This window comes from Enterobacter sp. ECC-019 (assembly GCF_043974075.1).
In the GTDB taxonomy this organism is placed as follows: Bacteria; Pseudomonadota; Gammaproteobacteria; order Enterobacterales; family Enterobacteriaceae; genus Enterobacter; species Enterobacter asburiae_D.
Map to the genome: position 1 here is coordinate 3530427 of NZ_CP143759.1, position 26440 is coordinate 3556866.

Here is a 26440-nt window from a genome sequence, read left to right on the forward strand (position 1 = left end):
TTCCTGTATTCGGTCCAGGGAAATGGCTCTTGGGAGAGAGCCGTGCGCTAAAAGTTGGCATTAATGCAGGCTAAGTCGCCTTGCCTTTTAAGAATAGATGACGACGCCAGGTTTTCCAGTCCACAGCTAAAGCGGTCGGAAAAAAAGCGCCAGAGCATCATTAAAAGTGAAAAACCGCAGTGCTTTCGCAAGCATCTGCGGTTTTTTATTGGAAACCTGAGCGTTAGCAGAGCTTGTCGGCGCGCTCGATAAACGGTGCCAGACTCATTTTTTGTCCCGGATGCGCCGGATCATCGATCTGAATAATGCTGATCGGCTGGCCGCTGCTCTTACCGCTGGCTACCTGCTGCTCTGCGGTATCATTTAACGGGTATTGCACCAGCGTGCTCGGGTTGATCGCATACAGTGCGTGGCCCGGACGGCAGGTCAGCATCACCTCTTCGCGATTGAAAGCCCATTTGTCCTTACCCACTTCAAAACGGCTAACGGTGATAACCTGCGGCGCGGCAAGCGCGCTCCCCGTGCAGGCCAGCAATATGAGAGAAAGTACTGTCTTTTTCATATGATATTTAACCTTGTCAGAAGGGTTCCCAGGTGGCGAACAGACTGACCGTTGCCAGTACCAACGCTCCCAGCACCACTTCTGCCTGTGTCATCCTGATAAAAATCTGTTGTGCTCGCCCGGTCTCCGGACGAAACCGTGGCACCAGAAAATACCGATTTGCCAGCGCAATTACCACCATCAACGCCACCAGCGCACATTTGAACAACAAAAACTGCACGTAGCCAGCCTGCCAGGGAATATGAACGCCCAGTATCATGAGCGTATTTATCACGCCGGTGAGCAGCACGCCCGCGACGGCGTAATGCCCCACGCGCGAGAAGCGCATCATGGTAAAGATGGCGGCAGTCTGCCACCGCCCTTTCGTCAGCCGCATGCAGAACAGCAAAGGCAGTAATCCACCAAGCCAGGTTGCGGCACAGATCAGGTGAAAAGCATAATTAAGACGCTGCAGCGCCCCCATCGGACCGTCGTTCATCGCCGCGTGCCCTACCCCAGCCAGCAGGATAAGCTGGCCCATTGCGAGCAGCAGCAGCCGCGAACCTTTCAGCGGCGCAAGCCATGCCGCACCGACCATCATCGCCGCGAGGATCATTTGCCACAGCCAGACGCCACCAAACCGGGTCCCCATCACGCTGAACCAGACCTGCGGGGCAAACACATCTCCCCAGCCGTTACCCATCATTCCGCCCTGCAGCATAAACATCAGGAATGCTGCCGCCAGGCTCGCTAAGGCTGCCACTTTCTGCTGCGACTGGAAACGCCGGGACATCAGACGGTGGAGAGTGGAAGGCGCAAACCAGACGCTGTAAAGCGCATTGCCAAAAACCAGCATCAGCGCCCCAAAATGGATAAAGCGTATCCCGATATAACACAGCGCCAGCATGCTATTTCACGCTAAAGTGATAGCTGCCTTTGGTTTTATGACCGTCTACGGAGACCACATGCCAGTCCACCTGGTAAGTCCCTGACGCCAGCGTTTGTTCCAGCGGCACGGTGAGCTGAGCCTTATTCTTTTCGTCTCGCGTAGCGGTTCCCGTTTTAATGGCCTGCTTTTGCGCATCCTTTACCACCACACCGCTAAACCCAGGTTCGATACCTTCCGAAAAATTCAGCGTAAGTGCCTGCGGCGCGGTCACCACGCTGTCTGCTGCCGGGATCTGCTGTTTAAGATGTGCATGTGCCAGCACGGAGGGCGTTATCATTGTCGAGGCTACAAAAACCAGTGCGCATACCGCGCGGGAGGCGGAGAAACCCATCGCAATCATTCCTTTTTGTTATGTCTGTAAGCTAAAGAATAACGCTGTATAATAAACGAGTCGAGGATCATCCTGCCTCCGCTTGTCATCATCGTGCAATCGCGGTAACGTTGCCGCCGCATAAAAAGGAGAAGGTAATGAAGATCAATCTGGCCGCCCTTCCGCAGGACGAGATGGATAAAGTGAATGTCGATCTCGCTGCCGCTGGCGTCGCGTTCAAAGAGCGTTACAACATGCCCATCGTGGCTGAAGTCGTGGAACGGGAACAACCCGCCCATCTGCGCGACTGGTTCCGTGAAAGATTAATCGCCCACCGTCTCGCCTCGGTTAACCTCTCCCGTTTACCGTACGAGCCAAAAGTTAAATAAGCTTAACGAGTCGTTACACTTCCTTACGCGGAATCTGGCAGGATAAGAAAACCCTGATAAATTTAGGTGTATTCTTAAATTTCTGCGACTCAGTGTATAAGGAAGTCACGATGTCACATTGGAATATAGCGGCAGCCCAGTATAGCGGTCAGCACCAGAGCGTGGATGACCATGTTACGCACCACCTGCGCTTCATCGCCGAAGCCGCACGGCAGCAGTGTGATTTGCTGGTCTTCCCTGAACTCTCATTAACGGGGTCAGGCGCACCGACGCTACCTCCCCCACCCGTTGACGCGCAGCTGGAACCGCTGTTTAACGCGGCACATTTTTACCAAATTACCGTTATTGCCGGGATCCCCCTGGAACGGAATGGTCTGCGCCAGAAAGGCCTTGTGCTGTTTACACCCGCTCGCCAACGCATCCTGCGCTACCCGCAAGGTCACGGTGCCAGCCTGGTGCCGGGGGATAAACACCTTAGCATCATTGATGCGCATGCCGATTCCCCCAATCTCGATCCCAGGGCAACGCTTGTCACCAGTTGCCAGTCAGTAAGGGATAACCGCTGGCGGCAGTCCATCAGTACCCTGCAGCGCTTCGCGCATAAATATGCCATTGCGGTACTGATGGCAAACGCCTGCGGCGGCAGCGCGCTGTGGGATGAAAAAGGCCAGCTGATCGTGCGCGCGGATAAGGGCGAGCTTTTGGTGACCGGTACGCTCGGCGGAGAGGGTTGGCAAGGCGATATCATTCCTTTAGGCTAGGCGTTTTAAGCTCAGGAGTTTTCAATGCTGCGCGTCATCGATACCGAAACTTGCGATCTTCAGGGCGGAATAGTGGAAGTGGCCTCTGTCGACGTGGTTGACGGTAAAATCGTCAACCCAATGAGCCATCTGGTGCGTCCCGATCGTCCCATCAGCCCTCAGGCGATGGCTATCCATCGCATTACCGAATCGATGGTGGCGGACAAGCCGTGGATCGAAGAGATTATTCCGCACTACTACGGTAGCCCATGGTACGTCGCGCATAACGCCAGCTTTGACCGCCGGGTGTTACCTGAAATGCCGGGAGAATGGATTTGTACCATGAAGCTGGCGCGTCGGCTGTGGCCGGGGATCAAATACAGCAATATGGCGCTCTACAAGTCCCGTAAGCTCAGCGTCCGTACCCCTGAGGGGCTTCACCATCACCGCGCCCTGTATGACTGCTATATCACCGCCGCGTTGCTGATTGATATTATGAATATCTCCGGCTGGACGCCGGATGATATGGCGACGATCTCCGGCCGCCCCGCGCTACTGACCACGTTTACCTTTGGGAAATATCGCGGGAAGCCGGTGTCCGAGGTGGCGGATAAAGACCCGGGCTATTTGCGCTGGCTGTATAACAACCTCGACAGAATGAGCCCGGAACTGCGCTTAACGCTTAAACACTATTTGGGCGACGCCTAACGCTCCGCGCGGCCTGGCAGCGTGTCCTGCGCCAGGCCTATCAGAAAGGCATATTCCAGGGCAACCCCTTCGTAGGATTTAAACCGTCCCGATTTTCCCCCGTGTCCGGAATCCATGTCGGTACACAGCAGCAGCAGGTTGTCATCGGTTTTGAGCTCCCGCAGTTTTGCCACCCATTTTGCCGGCTCCCAGTATTGCACCTGAGAATCATGCAAGCCGGTGGTGACCAGCATATGCGGGTAGGCTTTCGCCTCCACGTTATCGTACGGGCTGTACGCTTTCATATAGCGGTAGTACATCTCATCCTGCGGATTCCCCCACTCCTCAAACTCCCCGGTGGTAAGAGGAATGGATTCATCGAGCATGGTCGTGACCACATCGACAAACGGAACCTGCGCAACAATCCCCTTAAAGCGCTCGGGACGCTGGTTGATCGCCGCCCCCATCAGCATGCCGCCCGCGCTGCCGCCCATCCCAAAGCAAAGCTGCGGAGCCCCGTAGCCCTGCTCAATCAGCGCATCGCAGACATCGAGATAGTCATTGAAGGTGTTTTTCTTTTTCAGGAATTTCCCGTCTTCATACCAGTGCTGTCCCAGTTCACCGCCGCCGCGAATATGAGCGATGGCGAAAACAAAACCGCGATCGAGCAGGCTTAACCGGCTGCTGCTGAAATCGGCGTCCATGCTTGAGCCATACGAGCCGTAGCCGTACACCAGGATCGGATTTTTGCCTTTCTGGAAATGCGCCCGATGGTAAACGAGAGAGACCGGCACCTCCACGCCATCCCGGGCGGTGACCCACAGGTGCTCGCTGCGGTAGTTTTCGGACTCAAACCCTTTTACCTCGGTCTGTTTAATCACCTGACGCTGCCCGGTATCCATATCCAGCTCAAACAGGGTGTCCGGCGTGGTCATGGATGAGTACCCGTAGCGCAACCGCGACGATTCGGGTTCAGGGTTGAAACCAATCCACGTCACATAGGCCGGGTCGTCGAACGCAATCCCCACCACCTCCCGGGTTTTACGGTTGATTTGCCGGATACTGGTCAGCCCGCGCTGACGCTCTTCCACCACCAGCCAGTCGGTAAACAGGGTGAACCCTTCGAGCATCACCTGATCCCGCGCGGGGATAAGCACCTCCCACTTGCGCTCATCGCGCACTTTGGTTTTATAGAGACCAAAGTTTTTGCCCTCGCGATTGGAGCGCAAATAAAAGCTGTGCTGGAAGTGATCCAGGCTGTACTCGTGATCCTTGCGGCGCGGCAGGAAACAGAGCGGCTGGGCATCGGGCAGTTCGGCATCCAGCAGCAGAACTTCCGAGGTCGTCGCACTGGAAAGGAAGACAATCACATAGTGGCGCGAGGAGGTTTTATGCAGGCTGACATAAAACGTTTCGTCTTTCTCCTCATAAACCAGCTCGTCGTCAGCGGAGTCCGTTCCCACGGTATGTCGCCACACCTGATAAGGCAGCAGCGTCGACGCGTGCTTTTTGACGTAGTAAACCGTCTCGGAATCATTCGCCCAGACAAAATCCGGAGAGACGTTTTCCAGCATTTCCGGATACCAGTTGCCGGTGTCCAGATTGCGAAACCGCAGGCCGTACTGGCGGCGGGAGAGATAATCCTCCGCCAGCGCCATCACCGCGTTATCAGGCGAAATGGACATGCCGCCCAGGGTATAAAACTCGCTGTGGGCAGCGCGCTGGTTGGCATCCAGCAGAATATCCCACTCATCCCATTCGGCGCTTAACACCGACTGACGCTGGTAGATGGGATACTCATTGCCGGGCTCGTAGATATGGCGATAGCGATAGCCGTTTTTGGTCCAGGGCGCGGAGATATCGCGCTGAGGAATACGCTGCACCATTTCGTTCAACAGCTGGTCCTGAAGCGTCTGCTGACTAGCCATGACCTTGCGGCCATAGTCGTTTTCCTCGTGCAGGTAGTCGAGTACCTCTGGCCGGGAGCGCGAATCGTCCCGCAGCCAGTAATAGTTGTCTATACGCGTATCGCCATGCGTGGTGATCGCATAAGGAGTACGTCGGGCTTTCGGTGGCATGTCATCATTCTTTTAAGTTTTACACCCTATAAGGGTGGCAAAACCCACGCATGATGCAAGCGAAACAGCATCTCGACGGCGACGGCTATCCCTGTAACGCCTGTTTTTGTTCCCGGATATCCCGCTCAATGCCCTCGCGCACGTCCTGAGGGATCTTTAACGCATCGCCCAGGGCGTTAAGGTAGCTCCGCTCCATAAAGTGATCGATATCGATGGCGGCACAGCTGAGGAAATAGAGCTCCAGCGCCTCTTCCTCATTTTTCACACTTTGCGCAAGACGCTGCGGCTCGAGCGGCTGTTCTATCGCCTGCGCCACCAGCACTCTTCCCTTCTCTTCGACACCGGCTTCGCGCAACTGCTGCTCGATCGCCGATCGTTCTTTATCGTCAATGTGCCCGTCACTTTTTGCGGCAAAAACCAGCGCAAGAATGAGCCGTTCGGTGCGCAGATCCAGCGGCGAGGTGTGCTCGCCATAATGCGGTTCATCGCTGTGCGCGGTCCGTACCCTGTCCTTGTATTTATTCCACAGCACGGTGCCCGCGATGGCGCCACCGCCGGCCAGCAGCGCGCCTGTGCCATACTTTGCCAGCAGCTTGCGTGAGGATTTATTCGCGACCAGCAGGCCTGCCAGCCCGCCGAGCGCCCCGGGTACCAGCAGTTTGCTAAGGTCCCTCTCGCCAGACGATGTTTTCTGCCCTAACAGGGATTGCAGTTGATTTAACCAGCCAGACATGGTTTCCCTCACTTAACGGTGAATATGTTCCACAGCGTAAGCGAGCGGGCGTCAGGAAACGTCTGGTCGGGCTAAAGAAGCGCAAATTTCTGCCCCTCCTTTAGCCGTGCACAAGACAGACGCAAACGTTTTCGTTTATACTGCGCGCAACTTTTTCAGGGGGATTGTTATGATTCGTTTAGGAACTGCGCTGCGACCTGCGGCGACGCGAGTGATGCTGTTGGGATCGGGCGAGCTGGGGAAAGAGGTCGCCATTGAGTGCCAGCGTTTAGGTGTGGAAGTCATTGCCGTAGACCGTTACGCCGACGCACCCGCCATGCACGTCGCCCACCGTTCTTATGTGATTAACATGCTGGATGGCGATGCCCTTCGCGAATTGATTACGCGCGAGAAACCCGATTTTGTCGTTCCGGAAATTGAAGCCATTGCTACCGATACGCTGATCGCCCTCGAGCAGGAAGGCCAGCGCGTGGTGCCCTGCGCGAAAGCCGCAAAGCTGACCATGAACCGCGAAGGCATTCGTCGCCTGGCGGCGGAAGAGCTGGGGTTGCCCACCTCGAGCTACCGTTTTGCTGGCGATAAGGCCGCATTCCTGAAGGCCGTCGAGGAGATTGGCTGCCCGTGCATCGTTAAGCCGGTGATGAGCTCCTCCGGAAAAGGACAGAGCTTTATTCGCGACAGCAGCACCCTGGATAAGGCGTGGGATTATGCCCAGCAGGGTGGCCGTGCCGGAGCCGGTCGCGTCATCGTCGAAGGCGTAGTGAAATTTGATTTCGAAATCACCCTGCTGACCGTCAGCGCCGTTGACGGCGTTCATTTCTGCGACCCGATTGGCCACCGTCAGGAAGATGGCGATTACCGCGAATCCTGGCAGCCGCAGCAGATGAGCCCCCTGGCGCTGGAGCGTGCTCAGGATATCGCCCGTAAAACCGTCCTCGCGCTGGGCGGCTATGGCCTGTTCGGCGTGGAGCTGTTTGTCTGCGGTGATGAGGTGATTTTCAGCGAAGTCTCCCCTCGCCCGCATGACACCGGCATGGTGACGCTGATTTCGCAGGATCTCTCCGAGTTCGCCCTGCACGTGCGCGCGTTCCTCGGCCTGCCTGTCGGCGGTATCCGTCAGTATGGCCCGGCCGCCTCGGCGGTGATCCTGCCGCAGTTAACCAGCCAGAACGTCACGTTTGATAACGTCGACGGGGCGGTGGGTGCAGGATTGCAGGTACGTTTGTTCGGCAAGCCGGAGATCGACGGAACCCGCCGTCTTGGCGTGGCGTTAGCCACCGGGGATAACGTTGACGACGCCGTGGCGAGAGCGAAAGCGGCCGCTGCGAGCGTCAAGGTTACAGGATAAAAAAACGGGCCGTAAGGCCCGTTTTTCATATGGCGAATGGCTTACTGCTTCGCGCCTTCAACCGCTTCACGAGCCAGTTTGGTGATGCGATCCCAGTCACCCGCTTCCAGCGCATCCGCCGGAACCAGCCATGAACCACCGATGCACAGCACGCTTTTCAGCGCCAGGTAGTCACGGTAGTTGGCAGGAGAGATACCGCCCGTCGGGCAGAAGCGTACCTGAGAGAATGGACCCGCAATCGCCTGCAGCGCTTTGGTGCCGCCGTTCGCTTCAGCCGGGAAGAATTTGAACTCTTTCAGACCGTAGTCCATGCCCAGCATCAGTTCAGAGACGGTGCTGATGCCCGGGATCAGCGGAATGGTACCTTCAGTGGCGGCTTTCAGCAGCGGCTCGGTCAGGCCAGGGCTGATGGCGAACTGCGCGCCCGCTTCGGTCACTTCTGCCAGCTGCTGCGCGTTGAGAACAGTACCCGCACCGATGATGGCGTCCGGCACTTCTTTGGCAATCGCGCGGATAGCGTCCATCGCGCAGGCTGTACGCAGGGTGACTTCCAGAACGCGAACGCCGCCCGCAACCAGCGCTTTCGCCATCGGAACAGCGTGCTCCAGCTTGTTTACCACGATAACCGGCACGACAGGGCCAGTGGTCAGGATTGCTTCTGCACTTGTTTTCCAGTTTTTCATCAGAGTTTTCTCTCGCCAGATCGTTAAAATCAAGTCGTCTTAAAACGTAATACAGGTTGCGCCCTGCTCCGCACCGGAGAGTTTCTCACGCAGCGCGCTGAACATTTCGCGTCCTGTCCCCACGCGCGATGCGCTCAGGTCAGGAATATGGGGCTGACGTGCCGCCAGCTCGGCGTCATCGACCAGCAGGGTTAACTCGCCCGTCTGACCGTTCACGCGGATCATGTCACCGTCGCGCACTTTCGCCAGCAACCCGCCGTCGTAGGCTTCCGGCGTCACGTGGATGGCTGAAGGCACTTTACCGGATGCCCCAGAGAGGCGTCCATCGGTGACTAACGCAATTTTGAAACGGCGGTCCAATAATACACCAAGTGGTGGCATAAGTTTATGTAATTCTGGCATCCCGTTAGCTTTAGGCCCCTGGTGACGCACCACCACCACGCAGTCTTTATCGAGCAGACCGGCGTCAAAGGCAGGTAACACGTCGTGCTGGCTTTCAAACACCACCGCCGGCGCTTCGATAATCTGGTTCTCTTCCGGTACGGCAGAGGTCTTCATTACCGCGCGACCGAGGTTGCCGCTCAGCACTTTGGTGCCACCGTGAGGCGAGAACGGTTTGTCGATGGTGGCAATCACCTGCGCATCAAGAGACGCACTCGCCCCTTCGCGCCAGTCCAGCTCGCCGTTGTTCAGCCACGGTTCCTGGGTGTAGCGCTGCAGGCCAAAGCCCGCCACAGTATTTACGTCTTCATGCAGCAGTCCGCCTTTCAGCAGCTCGCGCATCAGCAGCGGTACGCCGCCTGCGGCCTGGAAGTGGTTAATATCCGCCGGACCGTTCGGGTACAGGCGTGCCATCAGCGGCACCACGGAAGAGATCTCGGAGAAGTCATCCCAGTTAATCAGAATGCCCGCGGCACGCGCCATGGCCACCAGGTGCATGGTGTGGTTGGTTGACCCGCCGGTTGCCAGCAGCGCGACAATTCCGTTGACGATGACTTTTTCGTCGACCATTTTGCCCATCGGCATCCATTCGTTGCCGTTGCCGGTCAGACGCGTAACCTGACGGGCTGCGGCCTCGGTCAGCGCCTTGCGCAGCGGCGCATCCGGCTGGATAAAGGACGAGCCCGGAAGCTGCATCCCCATAAATTCCACCACCATCTGGTTAGTGTTAGCCGTACCGTAGAACGTACAGGTCCCCGGCGCATGATAGGACGCGGCTTCCGCCTCCAGCAGCGCCTGACGGTCTGCTTTCCCCTCCGCGTACAGCTGGCGGATACGCACTTTTTCTTTGTTCGGCAGACCGCTCGCCATTGGGCCTGACGGCACGAAGATCGCAGGCAGATGCCCAAACGACAGCGCCGCCATTACCAGGCCCGGGACAATCTTGTCGCACACGCCGAGATACAGCGCGCCATCAAACATGTTGTGTGACAGGCCAATTGCCGCGGACATGGCAATCACTTCGCGGCTCAGCAGGGACAGCTCCATGCCGTCCTGCCCTTGCGTCACGCCGTCGCACATGGCAGGCACGCCGCCAGCCACCTGGCCCACGGCATTCACGCTGTGCAGCGCGTTACGGATGATAGTGGGATAGACCTCATACGGCTGATGAGCGGAAAGCATATCGTTATAGGAGGTAATGATGGCGATATTGTTACGCAACATGCTTTTCAGCGACGCTTTATCATCAGGCTGGCAGGCGGCGAAGCCGTGCGCCAGGTTCCCGCAGGCCAGCTGCGAGCGATGTACTGTGTTGCGCTTTGCCTGTTCAATCCGGGCGAGGTAGGCCGAGCGGGTCTCTTTCGAGCGCTCAATAATGCGCTGTGTTACGCGTAACAATATCGGATTCATAAAAGCTCCTCTAATTTATCTGTCCGGGCTCGGGAGTTTACAAAGTCGCTGGCAGTTGTTAACAACGCTGAAACGCTTGCTGTCCGGAGCTCAGGGGCAAAATCACTTCCGGCAGTGTAATAAAAAAAGCTCCGCGGGTGAATCCACGCGGAGCTTAAAAGTTGAAAATTGTGCCACTAGCTGTGTTAGATCATGTTACCGGTAAAATAACACTTTCGAGCTAGAGGATTATCTTACTCAAACTCGTTCCAGGAGCGCCCATCGCGGGTGATCATCGCAACCGACGCGACAGGTCCCCAGGTCCCCGCCTGATACGGTTTTGGCGCATCCTGATCGGCAGCCCAGGCTTCGGTGATGGAGTCGACCCATTTCCACGCCTCTTCTACTTCATCGCGGCGCACGAACAGCGCCTGGATACCGCGCATGGTTTCCAGCAGCAGACGCTCATAAGCATCGGCCAGGTGCGTCTGGTTGAAGGTTTCGGAGTAGCTCAGATCCAGCTTGGTGGTCTGCAGGTTATGTTTATGATCCAGGCCCGGCACTTTGTTCAGGATCTGGATATCCACGCCCTCGTCCGGCTGCAGACGAATGGTCAGTTTGTTCTGCGGCAGTTCCTGCCAGGATTCTTTGAACAGGTTCAGTTCCGGGTTTTTGAAGTAAACCACCACTTCGGAGCACTTGGCCGGCAGACGCTTACCGGTGCGCAGGTAGAACGGCACCCCCGCCCAACGCCAGTCGTCGATATCCACGCGGATCGCCACGAACGTCTCGGTATTGCTGGACTTGTTCGCGCCCTCTTCTTCCAGGTAGCCAGGTACTTTTTTGCCTTGCGCAAACCCGGCGGTGTACTGGCCGCGAACGGTCTTCTCACGCACGTTGGAACGGTCAATGCGGCGCAGTGACTTCAGCACCTTCACTTTTGCGTCACGGATGCTGTCAGCCGTCAGATCAGACGGTGGAGACATGGCAATCATGCACAGAATTTGCAGCAGGTGGTTCTGGATCATGTCGCGCATCTGACCGGCCTGGTCAAAGTAACCCCAGCGGCCTTCAATCCCCACCTCTTCCGCCACGGTGATTTCAACGTGGTCGATAGTGCGGTTGTCCCAGTTATTTACAAACAGGGAGTTAGCGAAACGCAGCGCCAGCAGGTTCAGTACTGTCTCTTTACCGAGATAGTGGTCGATACGATAGACCTGGCACTCTTCAAAGAACTCGCCCACCTGGTCGTTGATTTCGCGCGAGGTTGCCAGCGACGTACCCAGCGGCTTCTCCATCACGACGCGCGCCGGTTTGGCGTTCAGTTTGGCTTCGCCCAGACCTTTGCAGATGGCGCCGAAGGTGCTTGGCGGCATGGCGAAATAGTTAATAGTGACACGGTTTTTCTGATCCAGCATCGCGCCTAAGCGGGTAAACGCGCTGACGTCATTGACGTCCAGGTTGCAGAAATCGAGACGTCCACTCAGGGTATCCCACAAACTTTCATCAATTTTTTCTTTCATGAAAGTTTCGAGCGCCTCGCGGACGACTTTGGTATAAGCGTCCTTGTCCCAGTCGGCGCGCCCTACACCCAGGATACGGGTATCCGGATGAATTTGGCCCGCTTTCTCCAGTTGATACAGGGAAGGCAGCAATTTTCGGCGTGCAAGGTCGCCTTTCGCGCCGAAAATGACCAGGTCACATGCCTGGGCTGTTTGCGTTACCGCCATGTCATTCTCCTCAGTTGGATCACCTGGTACTTCTGCCAGGTATCGTTGTAATTTTATTACAATGCACTGTACTGCTTTTACGTCATTCCCGAAACCATTAGCGCTTATCGTCGCGTGCGATACCGCGATTTTTCCCCCTCTGGAGGATTACGACGGCGCAATGACGCAACAACCGCCGTTTCTTTGCGCAACAGGGTCACAGCAAAACCCGACACCGATCAAGTAATGAAAAAAAACAACAACATTATCTTGTCGATTATTACCCTTTAGGGAAGCCACAAGGGTAATATCGGCTAAATCGAATCATGATTTCATCAATTTATGAAATCGTTTACACCCATGAGCATCCTGTTAACATGAACATGCTGGAAAAAATCCAGTTTCAACTGGAACACCTTAGCAAATCCGAGCGAAAAGTGGCCGAGGTCATTCTCGCCTCTCCCGCTCAGGCGATTCATTCAAGCATCGCCGCTCTGGCACAGGAAGCGGGTGTTAGCGAACCGACGGTCAATCGCTTTTGCCGCAGCCTGGAAACGCGCGGCTTTCCTGATTTTAAACTGCATCTGGCACAAAGTCTGGCTAATGGCACCCCTTATGTTAATCGTAATGTGGATGAAGACGACAGCGTTGATGCCTATACCGCGAAAATTTTTGAATCGGCTATGGCTTCGCTCGACCACGTCCGTCAGTCTCTGGACATGAGCTCCGTGAATCGCGCGGTGGATTTACTCACCCAGGCCAAGCGGATTGCGTTCTTTGGTCTCGGTTCATCGGCGGCCGTGGCGCATGACGCGATGAACAAATTTTTCCGCTTTAACGTCCCGGTTATTTATTCCGATGACATTGTGCTGCAACGCATGAGCTGTATGAATTGCAGTGAGGATGACGTCGTGGTGCTGATTTCGCATACCGGCCGCACCAAAAGTCAGGTAGAGCTGGCGCAACTGGCCCGTGAAAACGATGCCATGGTGATTGCCCTCACCACCGCAGGCACGCCGCTGGCGCGTGAGGCGACGCTGGCGATCACCCTTGACGTACCGGAAGACACCGACATTTATATGCCGATGGTTTCCCGGCTGGCGCAGCTCACCGTGATTGACGTGCTGGCGACCGGTTTTACCTTACGTCGGGGCGCAAAATTCAGGGATAACTTGAAGCGGGTCAAGGAAGCGCTGAAGGAATCGCGTTTTGATAAAGAATTGCTTATAAAGAGCGATGTTCCCTGATAGTTGATAACGAAGACGTAACCAATAATTACGATGTAACGATTTACGGCATTCGGTCCACTCTCCGCTGCCTTGCAGCAGATGAAGATCGATTCAATGTTCACGCAACACCAAAGTTGTTTCAGTCAACGGAGTATTACATGTCCAGAAGGCTTCGCAGAACCAAGATCGTAACCACCTTAGGCCCGGCCACCGATCGCGATAACAATCTTGAGAAAATTATCGCCGCTGGTGCCAACGTGGTGCGTATGAACTTCTCTCACGGTACGCCAGAAGACCATAAATTACGTGCCGATAAAGTGCGTGAAATCGCAGCAAAACTGGGCCGCCACGTGGCTATCCTCGGCGATTTGCAGGGTCCAAAAATTCGTGTATCGACTTTTAAAGAGGGTAAAGTTTTCCTCAATATCGGCGACAAATTCCTGCTGGATGCCAACCTGGGCAAAGGCGAAGGCGATAAAGAGAAAGTCGGTATCGACTATAAAGGCCTGCCGGCTGACGTGGTGCCTGGCGATATCCTGCTGCTCGACGACGGTCGCGTACAGCTGAAGGTGCTGGAAGTTCAGGGCATGAAAGTGTTCACCGAAGTCACCGTCGGCGGCCCGCTCTCCAACAATAAAGGCATCAACAAACTGGGTGGTGGCCTCTCTGCAGAAGCGCTTACCGATAAAGACAAAGCGGACATCGTGACTGCCGCGCTGATTGGCGTTGACTACCTGGCTGTCTCCTTCCCGCGCTGCGGCGAAGATCTGAACTATGCGCGTCGCCTGGCACGTGATGCAGGCTGCGATGCCAAAATTGTCGCTAAAGTTGAACGCGCGGAAGCCGTTTGCGATCAGGATGCCATGGACGATGTGATCCTCGCGTCTGACGTGGTAATGGTTGCGCGCGGTGACCTGGGCGTGGAAATCGGCGACCCTGAGCTGGTAGGTATCCAGAAAGCACTGATTCGTCGCGCACGTCAGCTGAACCGCGCGGTGATCACCGCCACTCAGATGATGGAATCTATGATCACCAATCCAATGCCAACCCGTGCGGAAGTCATGGACGTGGCTAACGCCGTGCTGGACGGTACCGATGCCGTGATGCTCTCAGCGGAAACCGCTGCGGGCCAGTATCCGGCAGAAACCGTGGCCGCCATGGCGCGCGTCTGCCTGGGCGCTGAAAAGATCCCAAGCATCAACGTCTCTAAACACCGTCTGGACGTGCAGTTCGATAACGTAGAAGAAGCTATTGCGATGTCTGCGATGTACGCGGCAAACCACCTGAAAGGCGTTACCGCGATCATCACCATGACCGAATCTGGCCGCACCGCGCTGATGACCTCTCGTATCAGCTCTGGTCTGCCGATCTTCGCCATGTCCCGTCACGAACGTACCCTGAACCTGACGGCGCTGTACCGCGGCGTGACGCCGGTTCACTTCGACAGCACCAACGACGGCGTAGCTGCGGCACACGATGCCGTAAACCTGCTACGCGACAAAGGCTATCTGGTGTCCGGTGATATCGTCATTGTGACTCAGGGCGATGTGATGAGCACCATCGGCTCAACCAACACCACGCGCGTTATGACCGTCGAGTAATAACGTCTGTGTTAAAAAGCCCTCTCCAGATGGAGAGGGCTTTTTTTATTTCCTCGGATAAAGTTCTTTGCGTTTATAGGGCTCTGTTTCACCCGGTTTCCGCGTTTTAAGCAGCTTCAGTATCCACGTGTACTGTTCGGCATGCGGCCCCACCAGTATCTCCACCTCTTCGTTCATTCGACGCGCGATGGTGTGGTCGTCCGCGGTGAGCAGATCGTCCATCGGCGGACGGACCTCAATACTCAGACGATGCGTTTTGCCGTCATAGACCGGGAATAGCGGGATCACGCGGGCACGACAGACTTTCATCAGGCGACCAATCGCGGGAAGCGTCGCTTTATAGGTCGCAAAGAAATCGACAAACTCGCTGTGCTCGGGGCCGTGGTCCTGATCCGGCAGATAGTAGCCCCAGTACCCCTGACGCACCGACTGAATGAAGGGCTTAATGCCATCGTTACGCGCATGCAAACGTCCGCCAAAACGACGACGCACCGTATTCCAGACAAAATCGTAGATTTTATTTCCCTGGTTATGGAACATCGCCGCCATTTTCTGCCCCTGAGACGCCATGAGCATCGCCGGAATATCAACGCCCCAGCCGTGGGGGACGAGGAAAATGACTTTCTCGTCATTGCGGCGCATCTCCTCGATGATGTCCAGCCCTTTCCAGTCAACGCGATCGACGATTTTATCCGGCCCTTTCAGCGCCAGTTCCGCCATCATCGCCATTGCCTGCGGCGCGGTGGTATACATCTCATCAATGATTGCCTCGCGCTCGGCGTCGCTTTTCTCAGGGAAACAGTAGTAGAGGTTGATCTGCGCGCGGCGGCGGGCGCTCTTGCCTAAACGTCCGGCCAGACGGCCAATTTTACCCAGAACAGGATCGCGAACAGAGGCAGGCAGCATCGCCATCCCCGCAAAGGTGTAAACACCAAGCCAGGCGCCCCAGTTGCGCGGATGGCGAAAGGATTTTTCAAACTCAGGAATGTATTCAATATTGTTTTTTTGGGTTTCCATGCTGGATCCAGGGTCTGATGACGCAAAATTTTATTCAGATAGTGTAGCGAGGCAGTCGCCCACGCACAAAAGAAAAAGCCGGCGTCAGTGTGACGCCGGCTTTTTTAACAAAAACAGAGAGCTTAGTTTAGGCTCAGCTGCGGCATCACCTCTTTCACCTGCGCCAGATAATCAGTACGATCTTTACCTGTCAGGCCTTCGGTGCGCGGCAGTTTCGCCGTCAGCGGGTTCACTGCTTGCTGGTTGATCCACACTTCATAGTGCAGGTGCGGGCCAGTAGAGCGTCCGGTATTGCCGGAGATCGCGATACGGTCACCGCGCTTCACCTTCTGGCCCGGTTTGACCAGCAGCTTACGCAGGTGCATATAGCGGGTCGTATAAGTACGACCATGACGTACCGCAACATAATATCCGGCGGCACCGCTACGCTTGGCCACCACCACTTCGCCATCCCCTACCGCCAGTACCGGCGTGCCCTGCGGCATCGCAAAGTCAACACCACGGTGCGGCGCGACGCGCCCGGTTACCGGGTTCAGACGACGCGGGTTAAAGTTAGAGGAGACGCGGAACTGTTTTGCCGTCGGGAAGCGCAGGAAGCCTTTCGCAAGGCCCGTACCGCTGCGGTCATAGAACTTACCGTCTTCGGCACGAATCGCGTAGTAATCTTTGCCCTCGGAGCGCAGACGTACGCCCAGCAGCTGGCTTTGCTCGCGCTTGCCGTCCAGCATTTCGCGGGACATCAGGACGGAGAACTCATCGCCCTTCTTCAGCTTGCGGAAATCCATCTGCCACTGCATGGCTTTGATCACCGAGCTGATTTCAGCGCTGGTCAAGCCTGCATCTCGCGCGCTGGAGACAAAGCTCGCGCCCACGGTGCCTTTCAGAACGCTGTTAACCCAGTCGCCCTTCTGCATTTCGCTGGTCATCTTGAAACCGTTTGCAGTGCGATCGTAGGTGCGGGTTTCGCGGCGGGACATTTCCCAGGTCAGACGCTGGAGATCGCCATCCGCTGTTAATGTCCAGGAGAGCTGTTGTCCGATTTTCAGGTTACGAAGATCTTTATCCGCAGCCGCCAGCTGGCTGATATTACCCATGTCGATGCCGTACTGGTTCAGTACGCTGCTCAGCGTGTCCCCGGTAGACACAACATATTCGTGGATACCCGCTTCGTTCTCGGTTTTATCGTCCAGTTCATCCTGCGGGATGGCTTCATCTTCCTGAGCCGCCTGGTCGATAGGCTCACTGGCTTCAGGCAGCAAAGAACGGATTTCGCTTTTTTCAAGCTCAATGGTTTTGATGATAGGGGCAGAACTCGGGTGGTAAACATAGGGCCGCCAGACGGCGACCGCTAAGGTGAGTACTGTAAGCGACCCCAGCATAACGCGGTGGGGTCGAGGCAGATTGTTAAATGCCAGGGCGACAGAGCGGGCTATCTGTTGCACGTATTCACTTCCTCGTTAATCTCCTTTCAGGCAGCTCGCATACTGGTTCGCCAGTTGGCTGAGAAACTGCGAATAGCTCGCTTTGCTCAACTGGATATTCGTACCTAGCGGGTCAAGGGTTCCCATGCGCACGGATGTTCCCCTGGCCACGGCTTCTACGACCGCTGGCCTGAACTGTGGCTCAGCAAAAACGCATGTCGCTTTTTGCTCAACCAGCTGTGTTCTGATTTCATGTAAACGCTGCGCACCAGGCTGAATTTCAGGGTTGACGGTGAAGTGACCCAGCGGGGTCAAACCGTAATGTTTTTCATAGTAGCCGTAGGCGTCATGAAAAACGAAATACCCTTTACCTTTCAACGGTGCGAGCTCATTACCTACCTGCTTATCGGTTGCGGCTAATTGTGCCTCAAAATCCTTCAGGTTGGCGTCTAGTTTGGCTCGACTTTGCGGCATAAGTTCCACTAATTTGTCATGGATTGCAACCGCTGAAAGCCGCGCTATCTCTGGGGATAACCAAAGATGCATGTTGTACTCGCCGTGATGGTGATCTCCATCACCTTTTTCACCGTCTGCAGCATGATGGTCATGTTCGTCGCCGTCGTCATCCGCCCCTTTCATGAGCAACGGTTTCACGCCGGGGAGAGCGGCAATCGCGACCTGCTTTTCGCCAGCAACCTGTTTTGCTGACTTCTGCATGAACGCTTCCATTTCCGGACCAATCCAGACGACTAAGTCCGCGTTTTGTAAGCGTTTTACATCTGACGGGCGCAGGGAATAGTCATGCTCAGATGCACCATCAGGGAGCAGAACCTGGGTTTCCGTTACCCCGTCGGCAATGGCCGAGGCGATGAATCCGAGTGGTTTAAGCGAAGCGACAACCGCAGCGTTAACATCTTGTGCGGTTGTACCCCAAAGGGCAGCGGATAATGCTGCGAAAAGAAGCGTATTTTTATGTAACATAATGCGACTAATCATCGTAGTGAATGCGTGGAATGTGATATTATAACATTCGTTGACTTCTTCAAGCTTAAAATGACATGACGACATTGGTTTCTCTTGAAAATATTTCGGTCTCATTCGGCCAGCGCCGCGTCCTCTCTGACGTGTCGCTCGATCTGAAGCCCGGCAAAATTCTGACGCTGCTTGGTCCCAATGGCGCAGGCAAATCCACCCTGGTGCGTGTGGTGCTGGGTCTGGTCGCACCCGATGAAGGCGTGATCAAGCGCGAGGAAAAATTGCGTATTGGCTATGTGCCGCAAAAACTTCACCTCGATGCCACGCTGCCGCTGACGGTCAGCCGTTTCCTGCGTCTGCGCCCCGGTACACGGAAAGCCGATATTCTCCCGGCACTGAAACGCGTGCAGGCGGGCCATCTCATCGATGCGCCGCTGCAAAAACTGTCCGGCGGTGAAACGCAGCGAGTCTTACTTGCCCGTGCGCTGCTGAGCAGCCCGCAACTGCTGGTACTGGATGAGCCGACTCAGGGTGTGGATGTGAATGGTCAGGTTGCGCTTTATGATTTGATCGACCAGCTGCGTCGAGAGCTTGATTGCGCAGTGCTGATGGTGTCTCACGATCTCCATCTGGTGATGGCAAAAACCGATGAAGTGCTCTGTCTCAACCATCATATCTGCTGCTCCGGTACGCCTGAAGTGGTGTCAATGCACCCGGAATTTATCTCCATGTTTGGCCCTCGCGGCGCTGAACAGCTGGGCATTTACCGCCATCATCATAATCATCGCCATGATTTACAGGGACGGATCGTACTGCGTCGGGGAAATGGACACTCATGATTGAACTGTTACTGCCTGGCTGGCTGGCCGGGATTATGCTTGCCTGCGCCGCGGGCCCACTCGGCTCGTTTGTTGTCTGGCGCAGAATGTCCTATTTTGGCGATACTCTGGCGCATGCGTCACTGCTGGGCGTTGCCTTTGGTCTGCTGCTGGATGTGAACCCCTTCTACGCGGTAATTGTGGTCACGCTGCTGCTGGCCGCTGGTCTGGTCTGGCTGGAAAAACGCCCTCACCTCGCCATTGATACGCTGCTTGGCATTATGGCGCACAGTGCCCTGTCTCTGGGTCTGGTGGTGGTCAGCCTGATGTCGAACATCCGCGTGGATCTGATGGCCTACCTCTTCGGTGACCTGCTGGCCGTGACGCCGGAGGATCTCATCGCTATCGCCATTGGCGTGGTGGTGGTTCTCGCTATTCTGCTCTGGCAGTGGCGTAATTTACTGGCGATGACCGTCAGCCCGGATCTGGCATTTGTTGATGGCGTGAAGCTGCAGCGCGTAAAACTGCTACTGATGCTGGTGACGGCGTTAACGATCGGTGTAGCGATGAAGTTTGTCGGCGCGCTGATTATTACCTCGCTGCTGATCATCCCTGCCGCCACGGCGCGTCGTTTCGCCCGCACGCCGGAGCAGATGGCGGGTGTGGCGGTTATCGTCGGGATGGTTGCGGTAACGGGTGGGTTAACCTTCTCGGCGTTCTATGACACGCCTGCGGGGCCGTCCGTGGTGCTGAGTGCGGCGGTATTGTTTATCTTCAGTATGATGAAGAAGACCGCACAGTAGCGGGTATGTCCCCGGTGGCGCTTCGCTTACCGGGGCTACAAAGGCCAAATTGTAGATACTGTTATGCCACGCAAGCATTTTCCTGATGTAATGTGGCATCGAACGGGCGTCCTGATTTCAGGACGCCATACGCCACCTGCGCCAGCTTGCGCATCATCGCTCCGATTATCAGCTTCGCTCCCTTGCCGTTCTTTTCCAGACGCGCCCTGAACGCTTTTCCCCACTCCGTTTTGTACAGCGCCACCATCGCGGGCATATACAGCGCCCTGCGAAGCGAGACATGGCCTGCCTTACTCATCCTGCTTGCCCTGTGTACGCTGCTTCCGGATTCATGCTGCCGCGGTGTCAGTCCTGCGAAAGCCGCGAACTGCCGCGCCTGACCGAACCTGTCCTTCAGCCCCACATACGCCAGCAGCACCGCGGATGTCTTTTCACCGATACCCGGTATGCTGTCCAGCAGTTTTCGCCGGTGCTTCAGGTCCGGGTCATCATCCGTCAGGTCCTTTATCTGTTTCTCCAGCCGCTTCAGCTCCGCTTCCAGCCACAGAAGGTGCGCATCAATACTCGGCATCTGCACCTCCCGCGCCGTCTCACGACGGTTCAGCTCCTGCGTGTGCATGTCTGTCAGGGACTGGTGACGCAGCACCAGCGCCCGCAACGCGCGCTCCAGCGGATGAGGTGCCTCCCAGGCTACCGGACGCTTCTGCCGGCAGAACTCTGCCAGCATACGGGCATCAACGGCATCGGTTTTACTGCGCAGGCCTTCGCTCTGCGCAAAGGCTTTACCAAGAGCCGGGTTGATGATGGATACGGTGAAACCGGCATCGCTGAGGGATGCTGCTGCGTCTTCCATATAGGTGCTGGTCGCTTCCATGCAGACATGTGCCTGAGCCACATTATGGCTGCGGAGCCAGCTGAGCAGCTCCTCGTGACCTTTAGGTGTGTTAGTAAATTTTTTGCTGCGGTGACGGCCATCAGGTCGCAACACATCGACATCCAGCTTAGCTTTGGAGATGTCGATACCAATAAAGTGAAGTTCCTGTTCCATAGTGAAACCAACCTTGTGAATGCGGATTACCGGGAAAACCGGTCCATGATACTGTCCGGTTTGTCACTTGTGGAGAAGGTGCAGTCCACTGCAGGGATCTACAACACAGGCGCGTGGCCTAAGGCCGGGTACGGCATGTGGACTGCATGGCAGAAAGTACTGGCCGGTTCTTTCTGCACGGAAGGATAATACAAGGCCGGGTAACTGGCATTATTTACGGCATTGCCGGTGGCGTAATGCCGAAATGATTCCACGCCCGCACCGTTGCCATACGTCCACGCGGGGTGCGCTGCAGGAAGCCCTGCTGGATCAGATACGGCTCCAGCACATCTTCAATCGTCTCACGCTCTTCCCCAATAGCCGCCGCCAGGTTATCCAGCCCGACCGGGCCGCCAAAGAACTTATCCAGCACCGCCAGCAGCAGTTTACGGTCCATATAGTCAAAGCCTTCGGCATCGACGTTCAGCATATCCAGCGCCTGAGCGGCGATCTCAGCGGAAATCGTGCCATCATGCTTCACTTCGGCAAAGTCACGCACGCGGCGCAGCAGGCGGTTGGCGATACGCGGCGTACCGCGGGAACGTTTCGCCACTTCAAACGCGCCCTCTTCGCTCATTTCCAGCCCCATATAGCGGGCGCTACGGCCAACGATGTGCTGGAGGTCCGCCACCTGGTAAAACTCAAGACGCTGCACGATGCCGAAACGGTCACGCAGCGGAGAGGTCAACGACCCGGCGCGGGTGGTAGCGCCAATCAGGGTAAACGGCGGCAGATCGATTTTGATGGAGCGCGCGGCCGGGCCTTCACCGATCATGATATCCAGCTGGTAATCTTCCATCGCCGGATAGAGCACTTCCTCCACCACCGGTGACAGGCGGTGGATCTCATCGATAAACAGCACGTCATGCGGTTCGAGGTTGGTCAGCATCGCAGCGAGATCGCCCGCCTTCTCCAGCACCGGGCCGGAGGTGGTGCGCAGGTTGACGCCCATTTCATTGGCGACGATATTCGCCAGCGTAGTTTTCCCCAAACCCGGAGGGCCAAAAATCAGCAGGTGATCGAGTGCATCGCCGCGCAGTTTTGCCGCCTGGATGAAAATCTCCATCTGGGAACGAACCTGCGGCTGGCCGATATACTCATCAAGCAGCTTTGGGCGAATCGCACGATCCACCACGTCTTCTGCCTGAAGGGTGCCTGCCGATACCAGGCGGTCTGCTTCAATCATCCTTTACCTCACAATGCAGCGCGCAGCGCTTCGCGAATCAGGGTTTCACTGCTGGCGTCCGGTTTGGCAATTTTGCTCACCATACGGCTGGCCTCCTGAGGTTTATAGCCCAGCGCCACCAGCGCGGCAACCGCTTCCTGCTCGGCGTCATCATCCGTGGCAGGGCCGCCTGGAGAGGTCAGTACCAAATCGGCAGCCGGCGTGAACAGATCGCCATGCAGACCTTTAAAGCGGTCTTTCATCTCCACAATCAGACGCTCGGCAGTTTTCTTGCCGATACCCGGAAGCTTAATCAGCGCCGCAGGATCTTCGCGCTCAACGGCATTCACAAACTGTGGTGCTGACATGCCGGATAAAATCGCCAGCGCCAGCTTCGGCCCCACCCCGTTGGTTTTAATCAGCTCGCGGAACAGGGTGCGTTCCTGTTTGTTATTGAAGCCGTACAGCAGTTGGGCATCTTCACGCACCACAAACTGAGTAAAGACAATCGCCTCTTTGCCCGCGTCCGGCAGCTCATAGAAGCAGGTCATCGGCATATGGACTTCATAGCCCACGCCACCCACTTCCAGCAGCACTAACGGGGGTTGTTTTTCAATGATGATGCCTCTGAGTCTGCCTATCACGTGACGCTCCTGCGTTCTGGGAGAAATTAACTGCCGACATAATAAAAAAAGGCTGGATGTTTATCCAGCCTGATTTCTCATTATCGTAACCTGCCTCGCGCCAGATTAAGCCGCGACTCGCTCATTTGCATCGCGTTCTGGCTGACGTGACAGTGGGTAATCGCAATCGCCAGCGCATCGGCGGCGTCGGCCTGCGGGTTTGCGGGAAGCTTCAGCAAGGTACGCACCATGTGCTGCACCTGGCTTTTCTCCGCGCTACCAATGCCCACCACCGTCTGCTTGACCTGACGCGCCGCGTATTCGAATACCGGCAAATCCTGGTTCACGGCCGCGACGATGGCAACGCCGCGCGCCTGACCGAGCTTTAGCGCTGAATCGGCGTTTTTCGCCATAAAAACCTGCTCGATGGCGAAAAAGTCCGGCTGAAACTGGGTGATGATTTCCGATACGCCCGCATAAATGAGCTTCAGGCGCGATGGCAGATCGTCAACTTTAGTACGAATACAGCCGCTGCCCAGGTAGGTTAGCTGGCGTCCCACCTGACGGATAACGCCATAACCGGTGACGCGTGAGCCAGGGTCAATCCCGAGAATAATCGACATCACGCGTCTCCTGTAACGGATTTATACGCTCTCATTAGAGAGTCGCTGCAACCTCATCAGAGATTTCACCGTTGTGGTACACTTCCTGCACGTCGTCGCAGTCTTCGAGCATGTCGATCAGACGCAGCAGTTTTGGTGCCGTTTCCGCATCCATGTCCGCTTTAGTGGACGGGATCATGGAAACTTCAGCGTTGTCCGCTTTCAGGCCAGCCGCTTCCAGCGCATCGCGCACGGCCCCCATTTCTTCCCACGCGGTGTAAACGTCGATAGCACCGTCATCGAAGGTCACAACGTCTTCCGCACCGGCTTCCAGCGCAGCTTCCATGATCGCATCTTCGTCGCCTTTCTCGAAGGAGATGACGCCTTTTTTGCTGAACAGGTAAGCAACGGAACCGTCAGTGCCCAGGTTGCCACCGGTTTTGGTGAACGCGTGGCGCACTTCCGCAACGGTACGGTTACGGTTGTCAGACAGACACTCAACCATCACCGCAGTACCGCCAGGGCCGTAACCTTCATAAATGATGGTTTCCATGTTCGCGTCTTCATCACCGCCCACGCCACGTGCGATAGCACGGTTCAGGGTGTCGCGCGTCATGTTGTTAGACAGCGCTTTATCGATCGCTGCACGCAGACGCGGGTTAGAACCCGCATCGCCGCCGCCCAGACGCGCTGCTGTCACCAGCTCGCGAATGATTTTGGTAAAGATCTTACCGCGCTTGGCATCCTGTGCCGCTTTGCGGTGTTTGGTGTTGGCCCACTTACTATGACCTGCCATAAAAATATCCTCAAAGAGCGCGCCTTTTCAGGCAGCGTTAATTACAAATTCTTCAATCGCCTGCCGGTTGCTCCACGACTTAGTCAGTGCGGCGGCGTCCGCCGCATTCACCCAGCGGTAGGTCAGGTGTTCGGTAAACACGATCTCCCGTTCATGGGGGAGCGCGAGACAGAACCACGACTCCGTATTGCGCTTGGTACCCGGCGCGTAGCGATGACGTAAATGGCTAAAAATTTCAAACTCCACCGTGCGCTGGCAGTCCTTCAGGGTCAGTTGCTCGCGAGCAACGTCAATGGTGACCTCTTCCTTTACTTCGCGCGCAGCAGCCTGCGACGCGGTTTCCCCCTCTTCCAGACTGCCGGTAACCGACTGCCAGAAATCAGGGTCATCGCGCCGCTGCAACATCAGCACCCGCTTCGTGTCTTCTGCATAAATGACCACCAGGACCGAAACGGGAAGCTTATATGCCATATCAGTTTTTCTCTTCCTTCTTCACCACTTCAATGCCCAGCTCAGCCAGAGAGGCCGGGTTGGCAAAGCTTGGCGCTTCGGTCATCAGACACGCTGCGGCAGTGGTTTTCGGGAAGGCGATGACATCACGAATGTTGTCAGTGCCGGTCAGCAGCATGGTCAGGCGGTCAAGACCAAATGCCAGACCCGCGTGCGGAGGCGTACCGTATTTCAGCGCGTCCAGCAGGAAGCCGAACTTCTCGCGCTGCTCCTGCTCGTTGATGCCCAGGATGCCGAACACGGTTTGCTGCATTTCACCGCTGTGAATACGCACGGAACCGCCGCCCACTTCGTAGCCGTTGATAACCATATCGTAGGCGTTCGCGACCGCGTCTTCCGGTGCCGCTTTCAGCTCTGCCGCCGTCATGTCTTTTGGCGAGGTGAACGGGTGGTGCATCGCCGTCAGGCCGCCTTCACCGTCCTCTTCAAACATTGGGAAGTCGATAACCCACAGCGGCGCCCATTTGTTTTCGTCGGTCAGGCTCAGGTCTTTGCCGAGCTTCAGACGCAGCGCGCCCATCGCATCCGCCACGACTTTCTTGTTATCTGCGCCGAAGAAGATCATGTCGCCGTCCTGCGCGCCGGTGCGCTCAAGGATCGCTTCCACGATGTCCGCGTTCAGGAACTTCGCTACCGGGCTGGTGATACCTTCCAGACCTTTCGCACGCTCGGTCACTTTAATATAGGCCAGACCTTTCGCGCCGTAGATCTTGATGAAGTTGCCGTAGTCGTCGATCTGCTTGCGGCTCAGTGCTGCACCACCCGGTACACGCAGGGCCGCCACACGGCCTTTAGGATCGTTAGCCGGGCCAGAGAATACGGCAAACTCAACGGCTTTCACCAGGTCTGCAACGTCCACCAGCTCCATCGGGTTACGCAGGTCTGGTTTGTCGGAGCCGTAACGACGCTCGGCTTCAGCGAAGGTCATGATAGGGAAATCGCCCAGCTCAACGCCTTTCACGTCGTTCCACAGGCTACGCACCAGGGCTTCCATCACTTCGCGCACCTGCTCGGCGGTCATGAAGGAGGTTTCCACATCGATCTGGGTAAATTCAGGCTGGCGGTCAGCGCGCAGGTCTTCGTCGCGGAAGCATTTAACGATTTGATAGTAGCGATCGAAGCCGGACATCATCAGCAGCTGTTTGAACAGCTGTGGAGACTGCGGCAGCGCGTAGAATTTTCCTTTATGAACGCGGGATGGGACCAGGTAATCGCGCGCGCCTTCCGGCGTGGCTTTGGTCAGCATCGGGGTTTCGATGTCGAGGAAACCGTGGTCATCCATAAAGCGACGCACCAGGCTGGTGATTTTCGCACGGGTTTTCAGGCGCTGAGCCATTTCCGGGCGACGCAGATCCAGGTAGCGGTATTTCAGACGCGCTTCTTCAGTGTTGACGTGGTTGGAGTCCAGCGGCAGCGCTTCTGCACGGTTGATAATCACCAGATCGGACGCCAGCACTTCGATGGCGCCCGTCGCCATGTCGGCGTTGACGTTTTTCTCGTCACGCGCACGCACGGTGCCGGTAACCTGAATGCAGAACTCATTACGCAGCTCAGAGGCCAGCTTCAACGCATCTGCGCGATCCGGGTCGAAGAACACCTGAACGATACCTTCGCGGTCGCGCATATCGATGAAGATAAGGCTACCAAGATCACGACGACGATTGACCCAACCACACAGGGTGACCTGCTGTCCGACGTGGGACTGACGCAGCTGCCCGCAATATTCTGTACGCATGAGATATCCCTTAATTAGCCGCAGGCTAAATGTCGCCTGGTATGCAGGCTACTATGTCGCA

At 56.2% G+C, this 26440-nt stretch carries 26 protein-coding genes; 8 read left to right on the forward strand and 18 right to left on the reverse strand.

Features of this window, described 5'->3' with window-relative positions; translation table 11 throughout:
• Positions 1 to 223 precede the first annotated feature (223 nt).
• From V1566_RS16750 to yobA, 3 genes are read right to left on the reverse strand one after another with little or no spacing between them, the layout of a single operon-like run.
• Positions 224 to 562: a YebY family protein gene (locus V1566_RS16750; protein ID WP_024909705.1), complete on the reverse strand. Its 339-nt coding sequence runs from the start codon at positions 560 to 562 to the stop codon at positions 224 to 226.
• A 16-nt stretch (positions 563 to 578) separates the two neighbouring features.
• Positions 579 to 1448, reverse strand: a complete 870-nt coding sequence (gene copD / locus V1566_RS16755) for a copper homeostasis membrane protein CopD (protein WP_395304042.1) — start codon at positions 1446 to 1448, stop codon at positions 579 to 581.
• Position 1449: 1 nt separating this feature from the next.
• Positions 1450 to 1821 carry a CopC domain-containing protein YobA gene (gene yobA / locus V1566_RS16760; RefSeq protein ID WP_395304043.1) on the reverse strand — a complete coding sequence of 124 codons (372 nt, stop codon included), beginning with the start codon at positions 1819 to 1821 and terminating at the stop codon, positions 1450 to 1452.
• Between the two features lie 137 nt (positions 1822 to 1958).
• Between yobA and V1566_RS16765 the strand changes: the two genes are divergently transcribed.
• From V1566_RS16765 to exoX, 3 genes are all read left to right on the forward strand, one after another.
• Entirely contained in the window at positions 1959 to 2189 is a 231-nt protein-coding gene (locus tag V1566_RS16765; protein WP_013096102.1) for a DNA polymerase III subunit theta, read from the forward strand.
• A 110-nt stretch (positions 2190 to 2299) separates the two neighbouring features.
• The gene (locus V1566_RS16770; RefSeq protein WP_395304044.1) at positions 2300 to 2950 is read left to right on the forward strand and encodes a nitrilase-related carbon-nitrogen hydrolase; all 651 of its coding nucleotides are present in this window, start codon (positions 2300 to 2302) and stop codon (positions 2948 to 2950) included.
• A 24-nt stretch (positions 2951 to 2974) separates the two neighbouring features.
• The gene (gene exoX, locus V1566_RS16775; RefSeq protein WP_395304045.1) at positions 2975 to 3637 is read left to right on the forward strand and encodes an exodeoxyribonuclease X; all 663 of its coding nucleotides are present in this window, start codon (positions 2975 to 2977) and stop codon (positions 3635 to 3637) included.
• Here the strand turns inward: exoX and ptrB are convergent.
• The gene (gene ptrB / locus V1566_RS16780; RefSeq protein WP_395304046.1) at positions 3634 to 5694 is read right to left on the reverse strand and encodes an oligopeptidase B; all 2061 of its coding nucleotides are present in this window, start codon (positions 5692 to 5694) and stop codon (positions 3634 to 3636) included. The two genes, exoX and ptrB, sit on opposite strands and share 4 nt — an antisense overlap.
• A gap of 85 nt (positions 5695 to 5779) precedes the next feature.
• A complete protein-coding gene (locus tag V1566_RS16785; protein WP_023312225.1) occupies positions 5780 to 6427 on the reverse strand; it encodes a tellurite resistance TerB family protein in 648 nt (215 codons plus the stop codon).
• Between the two features lie 169 nt (positions 6428 to 6596).
• Between V1566_RS16785 and purT the strand changes: the two genes are divergently transcribed.
• A complete protein-coding gene (gene purT, locus V1566_RS16790; protein WP_395304047.1) occupies positions 6597 to 7775 on the forward strand; it encodes a formate-dependent phosphoribosylglycinamide formyltransferase in 1179 nt (392 codons plus the stop codon).
• Positions 7776 to 7816: 41 nt separating this feature from the next.
• Here the strand turns inward: purT and kdgA are convergent, their stop codons facing one another.
• The 3 genes from kdgA to zwf form a co-directional block, all read right to left on the reverse strand.
• Entirely contained in the window at positions 7817 to 8458 is a 642-nt protein-coding gene (gene kdgA / locus V1566_RS16795) for a bifunctional 4-hydroxy-2-oxoglutarate aldolase/2-dehydro-3-deoxy-phosphogluconate aldolase (RefSeq protein WP_014884307.1), read from the reverse strand.
• A 39-nt stretch (positions 8459 to 8497) separates the two neighbouring features.
• Complete coding sequence (gene edd, locus V1566_RS16800) at positions 8498 to 10309, reverse strand: phosphogluconate dehydratase (RefSeq protein ID WP_395304048.1); 1812 nt, start codon at positions 10307 to 10309, stop codon at positions 8498 to 8500.
• Positions 10310 to 10542: 233 nt separating this feature from the next.
• Positions 10543 to 12018: a glucose-6-phosphate dehydrogenase gene (gene zwf, locus V1566_RS16805; protein WP_023312228.1), complete on the reverse strand. Its 1476-nt coding sequence runs from the start codon at positions 12016 to 12018 to the stop codon at positions 10543 to 10545.
• A 356-nt stretch (positions 12019 to 12374) separates the two neighbouring features.
• Between zwf and V1566_RS16810 the strand changes: the two genes are divergently transcribed.
• Together V1566_RS16810 and pyk are read left to right on the forward strand one after the other, a co-directional pair.
• Entirely contained in the window at positions 12375 to 13244 is an 870-nt protein-coding gene (locus tag V1566_RS16810; protein WP_023312229.1) for a MurR/RpiR family transcriptional regulator, read from the forward strand.
• Between the two features lie 140 nt (positions 13245 to 13384).
• Positions 13385 to 14827, forward strand: a complete 1443-nt coding sequence (gene pyk, locus V1566_RS16815; protein WP_008500455.1) for a pyruvate kinase — start codon at positions 13385 to 13387, stop codon at positions 14825 to 14827.
• A 45-nt stretch (positions 14828 to 14872) separates the two neighbouring features.
• Here the strand turns inward: pyk and lpxM are convergent, their stop codons facing one another.
• From lpxM to znuA, 3 genes are all read right to left on the reverse strand, one after another.
• Complete coding sequence (gene lpxM / locus V1566_RS16820) at positions 14873 to 15844, reverse strand: lauroyl-Kdo(2)-lipid IV(A) myristoyltransferase (RefSeq protein ID WP_395304049.1); 972 nt, start codon at positions 15842 to 15844, stop codon at positions 14873 to 14875.
• Positions 15845 to 15966: 122 nt separating this feature from the next.
• On the reverse strand, positions 15967 to 17286 hold the full coding sequence (gene mepM, locus V1566_RS16825; RefSeq protein ID WP_024909694.1) for a murein DD-endopeptidase MepM: 1320 nt from the start codon (positions 17284 to 17286) through the stop codon (positions 15967 to 15969).
• A gap of 15 nt (positions 17287 to 17301) precedes the next feature.
• The gene (gene znuA, locus V1566_RS16830; RefSeq protein ID WP_193941540.1) at positions 17302 to 18246 is read right to left on the reverse strand and encodes a zinc ABC transporter substrate-binding protein ZnuA; all 945 of its coding nucleotides are present in this window, start codon (positions 18244 to 18246) and stop codon (positions 17302 to 17304) included.
• A 77-nt stretch (positions 18247 to 18323) separates the two neighbouring features.
• Here znuA and znuC point away from each other — a divergent pair, with 77 nt between their 5' ends.
• Together znuC and znuB are read left to right on the forward strand one after the other, a co-directional pair.
• Positions 18324 to 19079, forward strand: coding sequence for a zinc ABC transporter ATP-binding protein ZnuC (znuC, locus tag V1566_RS16835; protein WP_045326743.1), 756 nt, complete (start codon positions 18324 to 18326; stop codon positions 19077 to 19079).
• A complete protein-coding gene (gene znuB / locus V1566_RS16840; RefSeq protein WP_219323082.1) occupies positions 19076 to 19861 on the forward strand; it encodes a zinc ABC transporter permease subunit ZnuB in 786 nt (261 codons plus the stop codon). Before znuC ends, znuB begins: the two co-directional genes overlap by 4 nt.
• Positions 19862 to 19922: 61 nt before the next feature.
• On the opposite strand, the gene V1566_RS16845 is transcribed toward znuB, so the two are convergent.
• The 7 genes from V1566_RS16845 to aspS form a co-directional block, all read right to left on the reverse strand.
• Positions 19923 to 20909, reverse strand: coding sequence for an IS110 family transposase (locus V1566_RS16845; protein WP_395304050.1), 987 nt, complete (start codon positions 20907 to 20909; stop codon positions 19923 to 19925).
• A gap of 214 nt (positions 20910 to 21123) precedes the next feature.
• Complete coding sequence (gene ruvB, locus V1566_RS16850; protein WP_395304051.1) at positions 21124 to 22134, reverse strand: Holliday junction branch migration DNA helicase RuvB; 1011 nt, start codon at positions 22132 to 22134, stop codon at positions 21124 to 21126.
• An 8-nt stretch (positions 22135 to 22142) separates the two neighbouring features.
• Positions 22143 to 22757 carry a Holliday junction branch migration protein RuvA gene (gene ruvA / locus V1566_RS16855; RefSeq protein ID WP_023312236.1) on the reverse strand — a complete coding sequence of 205 codons (615 nt, stop codon included), beginning with the start codon at positions 22755 to 22757 and terminating at the stop codon, positions 22143 to 22145.
• 80 nt (positions 22758 to 22837) lie between these two features.
• Positions 22838 to 23359: a crossover junction endodeoxyribonuclease RuvC gene (gene ruvC, locus V1566_RS16860; RefSeq protein WP_014884319.1), complete on the reverse strand. Its 522-nt coding sequence runs from the start codon at positions 23357 to 23359 to the stop codon at positions 22838 to 22840.
• Between the two features lie 34 nt (positions 23360 to 23393).
• Positions 23394 to 24134: a YebC/PmpR family DNA-binding transcriptional regulator gene (locus tag V1566_RS16865; RefSeq protein ID WP_010432574.1), complete on the reverse strand. Its 741-nt coding sequence runs from the start codon at positions 24132 to 24134 to the stop codon at positions 23394 to 23396.
• 27 nt (positions 24135 to 24161) lie between these two features.
• Complete coding sequence (gene nudB / locus V1566_RS16870; RefSeq protein ID WP_395304052.1) at positions 24162 to 24605, reverse strand: dihydroneopterin triphosphate diphosphatase; 444 nt, start codon at positions 24603 to 24605, stop codon at positions 24162 to 24164.
• 1 nt (position 24606) lies between these two features.
• On the reverse strand, positions 24607 to 26379 hold the full coding sequence (gene aspS, locus V1566_RS16875; protein WP_395304053.1) for an aspartate--tRNA ligase: 1773 nt from the start codon (positions 26377 to 26379) through the stop codon (positions 24607 to 24609).
• Positions 26380 to 26440: the final 61 nt, after the last annotated feature.

Coding starts and splice junctions, on each gene's coding strand:
- V1566_RS16750 (WP_024909705.1), bottom strand. CDS start 562: ATGAAAAAGACAGTACTTTCTCTCATATTGCTGGCCTGCACGGGGAGC.
- copD (WP_395304042.1), bottom strand. CDS start 1,448: ATGCTGGCGCTGTGTTATATCGGGATACGCTTTATCCATTTTGGGGCG.
- yobA (WP_395304043.1), bottom strand. CDS start 1,821: ATGGGTTTCTCCGCCTCCCGCGCGGTATGCGCACTGGTTTTTGTAGCC.
- V1566_RS16765 (WP_013096102.1), top strand. CDS start 1,959: ATGAAGATCAATCTGGCCGCCCTTCCGCAGGACGAGATGGATAAAGTG.
- V1566_RS16770 (WP_395304044.1), top strand. CDS start 2,300: ATGTCACATTGGAATATAGCGGCAGCCCAGTATAGCGGTCAGCACCAG.
- exoX (WP_395304045.1), top strand. CDS start 2,975: ATGCTGCGCGTCATCGATACCGAAACTTGCGATCTTCAGGGCGGAATA.
- ptrB (WP_395304046.1), bottom strand. CDS start 5,694: ATGCCACCGAAAGCCCGACGTACTCCTTATGCGATCACCACGCATGGC.
- V1566_RS16785 (WP_023312225.1), bottom strand. CDS start 6,427: ATGTCTGGCTGGTTAAATCAACTGCAATCCCTGTTAGGGCAGAAAACA.
- purT (WP_395304047.1), top strand. CDS start 6,597: ATGATTCGTTTAGGAACTGCGCTGCGACCTGCGGCGACGCGAGTGATG.
- kdgA (WP_014884307.1), bottom strand. CDS start 8,458: ATGAAAAACTGGAAAACAAGTGCAGAAGCAATCCTGACCACTGGCCCT.
- edd (WP_395304048.1), bottom strand. CDS start 10,309: ATGAATCCGATATTGTTACGCGTAACACAGCGCATTATTGAGCGCTCG.
- zwf (WP_023312228.1), bottom strand. CDS start 12,018: ATGGCGGTAACGCAAACAGCCCAGGCATGTGACCTGGTCATTTTCGGC.
- V1566_RS16810 (WP_023312229.1), top strand. CDS start 12,375: ATGAACATGCTGGAAAAAATCCAGTTTCAACTGGAACACCTTAGCAAA.
- pyk (WP_008500455.1), top strand. CDS start 13,385: ATGTCCAGAAGGCTTCGCAGAACCAAGATCGTAACCACCTTAGGCCCG.
- lpxM (WP_395304049.1), bottom strand. CDS start 15,844: ATGGAAACCCAAAAAAACAATATTGAATACATTCCTGAGTTTGAAAAA.
- znuA (WP_193941540.1), bottom strand. CDS start 18,246: ATGTTACATAAAAATACGCTTCTTTTCGCAGCATTATCCGCTGCCCTT.
- znuC (WP_045326743.1), top strand. CDS start 18,324: ATGACGACATTGGTTTCTCTTGAAAATATTTCGGTCTCATTCGGCCAG.
- znuB (WP_219323082.1), top strand. CDS start 19,076: ATGATTGAACTGTTACTGCCTGGCTGGCTGGCCGGGATTATGCTTGCC.
- V1566_RS16845 (WP_395304050.1), bottom strand. CDS start 20,909: ATGGAACAGGAACTTCACTTTATTGGTATCGACATCTCCAAAGCTAAG.
- ruvB (WP_395304051.1), bottom strand. CDS start 22,134: ATGATTGAAGCAGACCGCCTGGTATCGGCAGGCACCCTTCAGGCAGAA.
- ruvC (WP_014884319.1), bottom strand. CDS start 23,359: ATGTCGATTATTCTCGGGATTGACCCTGGCTCACGCGTCACCGGTTAT.
- V1566_RS16865 (WP_010432574.1), bottom strand. CDS start 24,134: ATGGCAGGTCATAGTAAGTGGGCCAACACCAAACACCGCAAAGCGGCA.
- nudB (WP_395304052.1), bottom strand. CDS start 24,605: ATGGCATATAAGCTTCCCGTTTCGGTCCTGGTGGTCATTTATGCAGAA.
- aspS (WP_395304053.1), bottom strand. CDS start 26,379: ATGCGTACAGAATATTGCGGGCAGCTGCGTCAGTCCCACGTCGGACAG.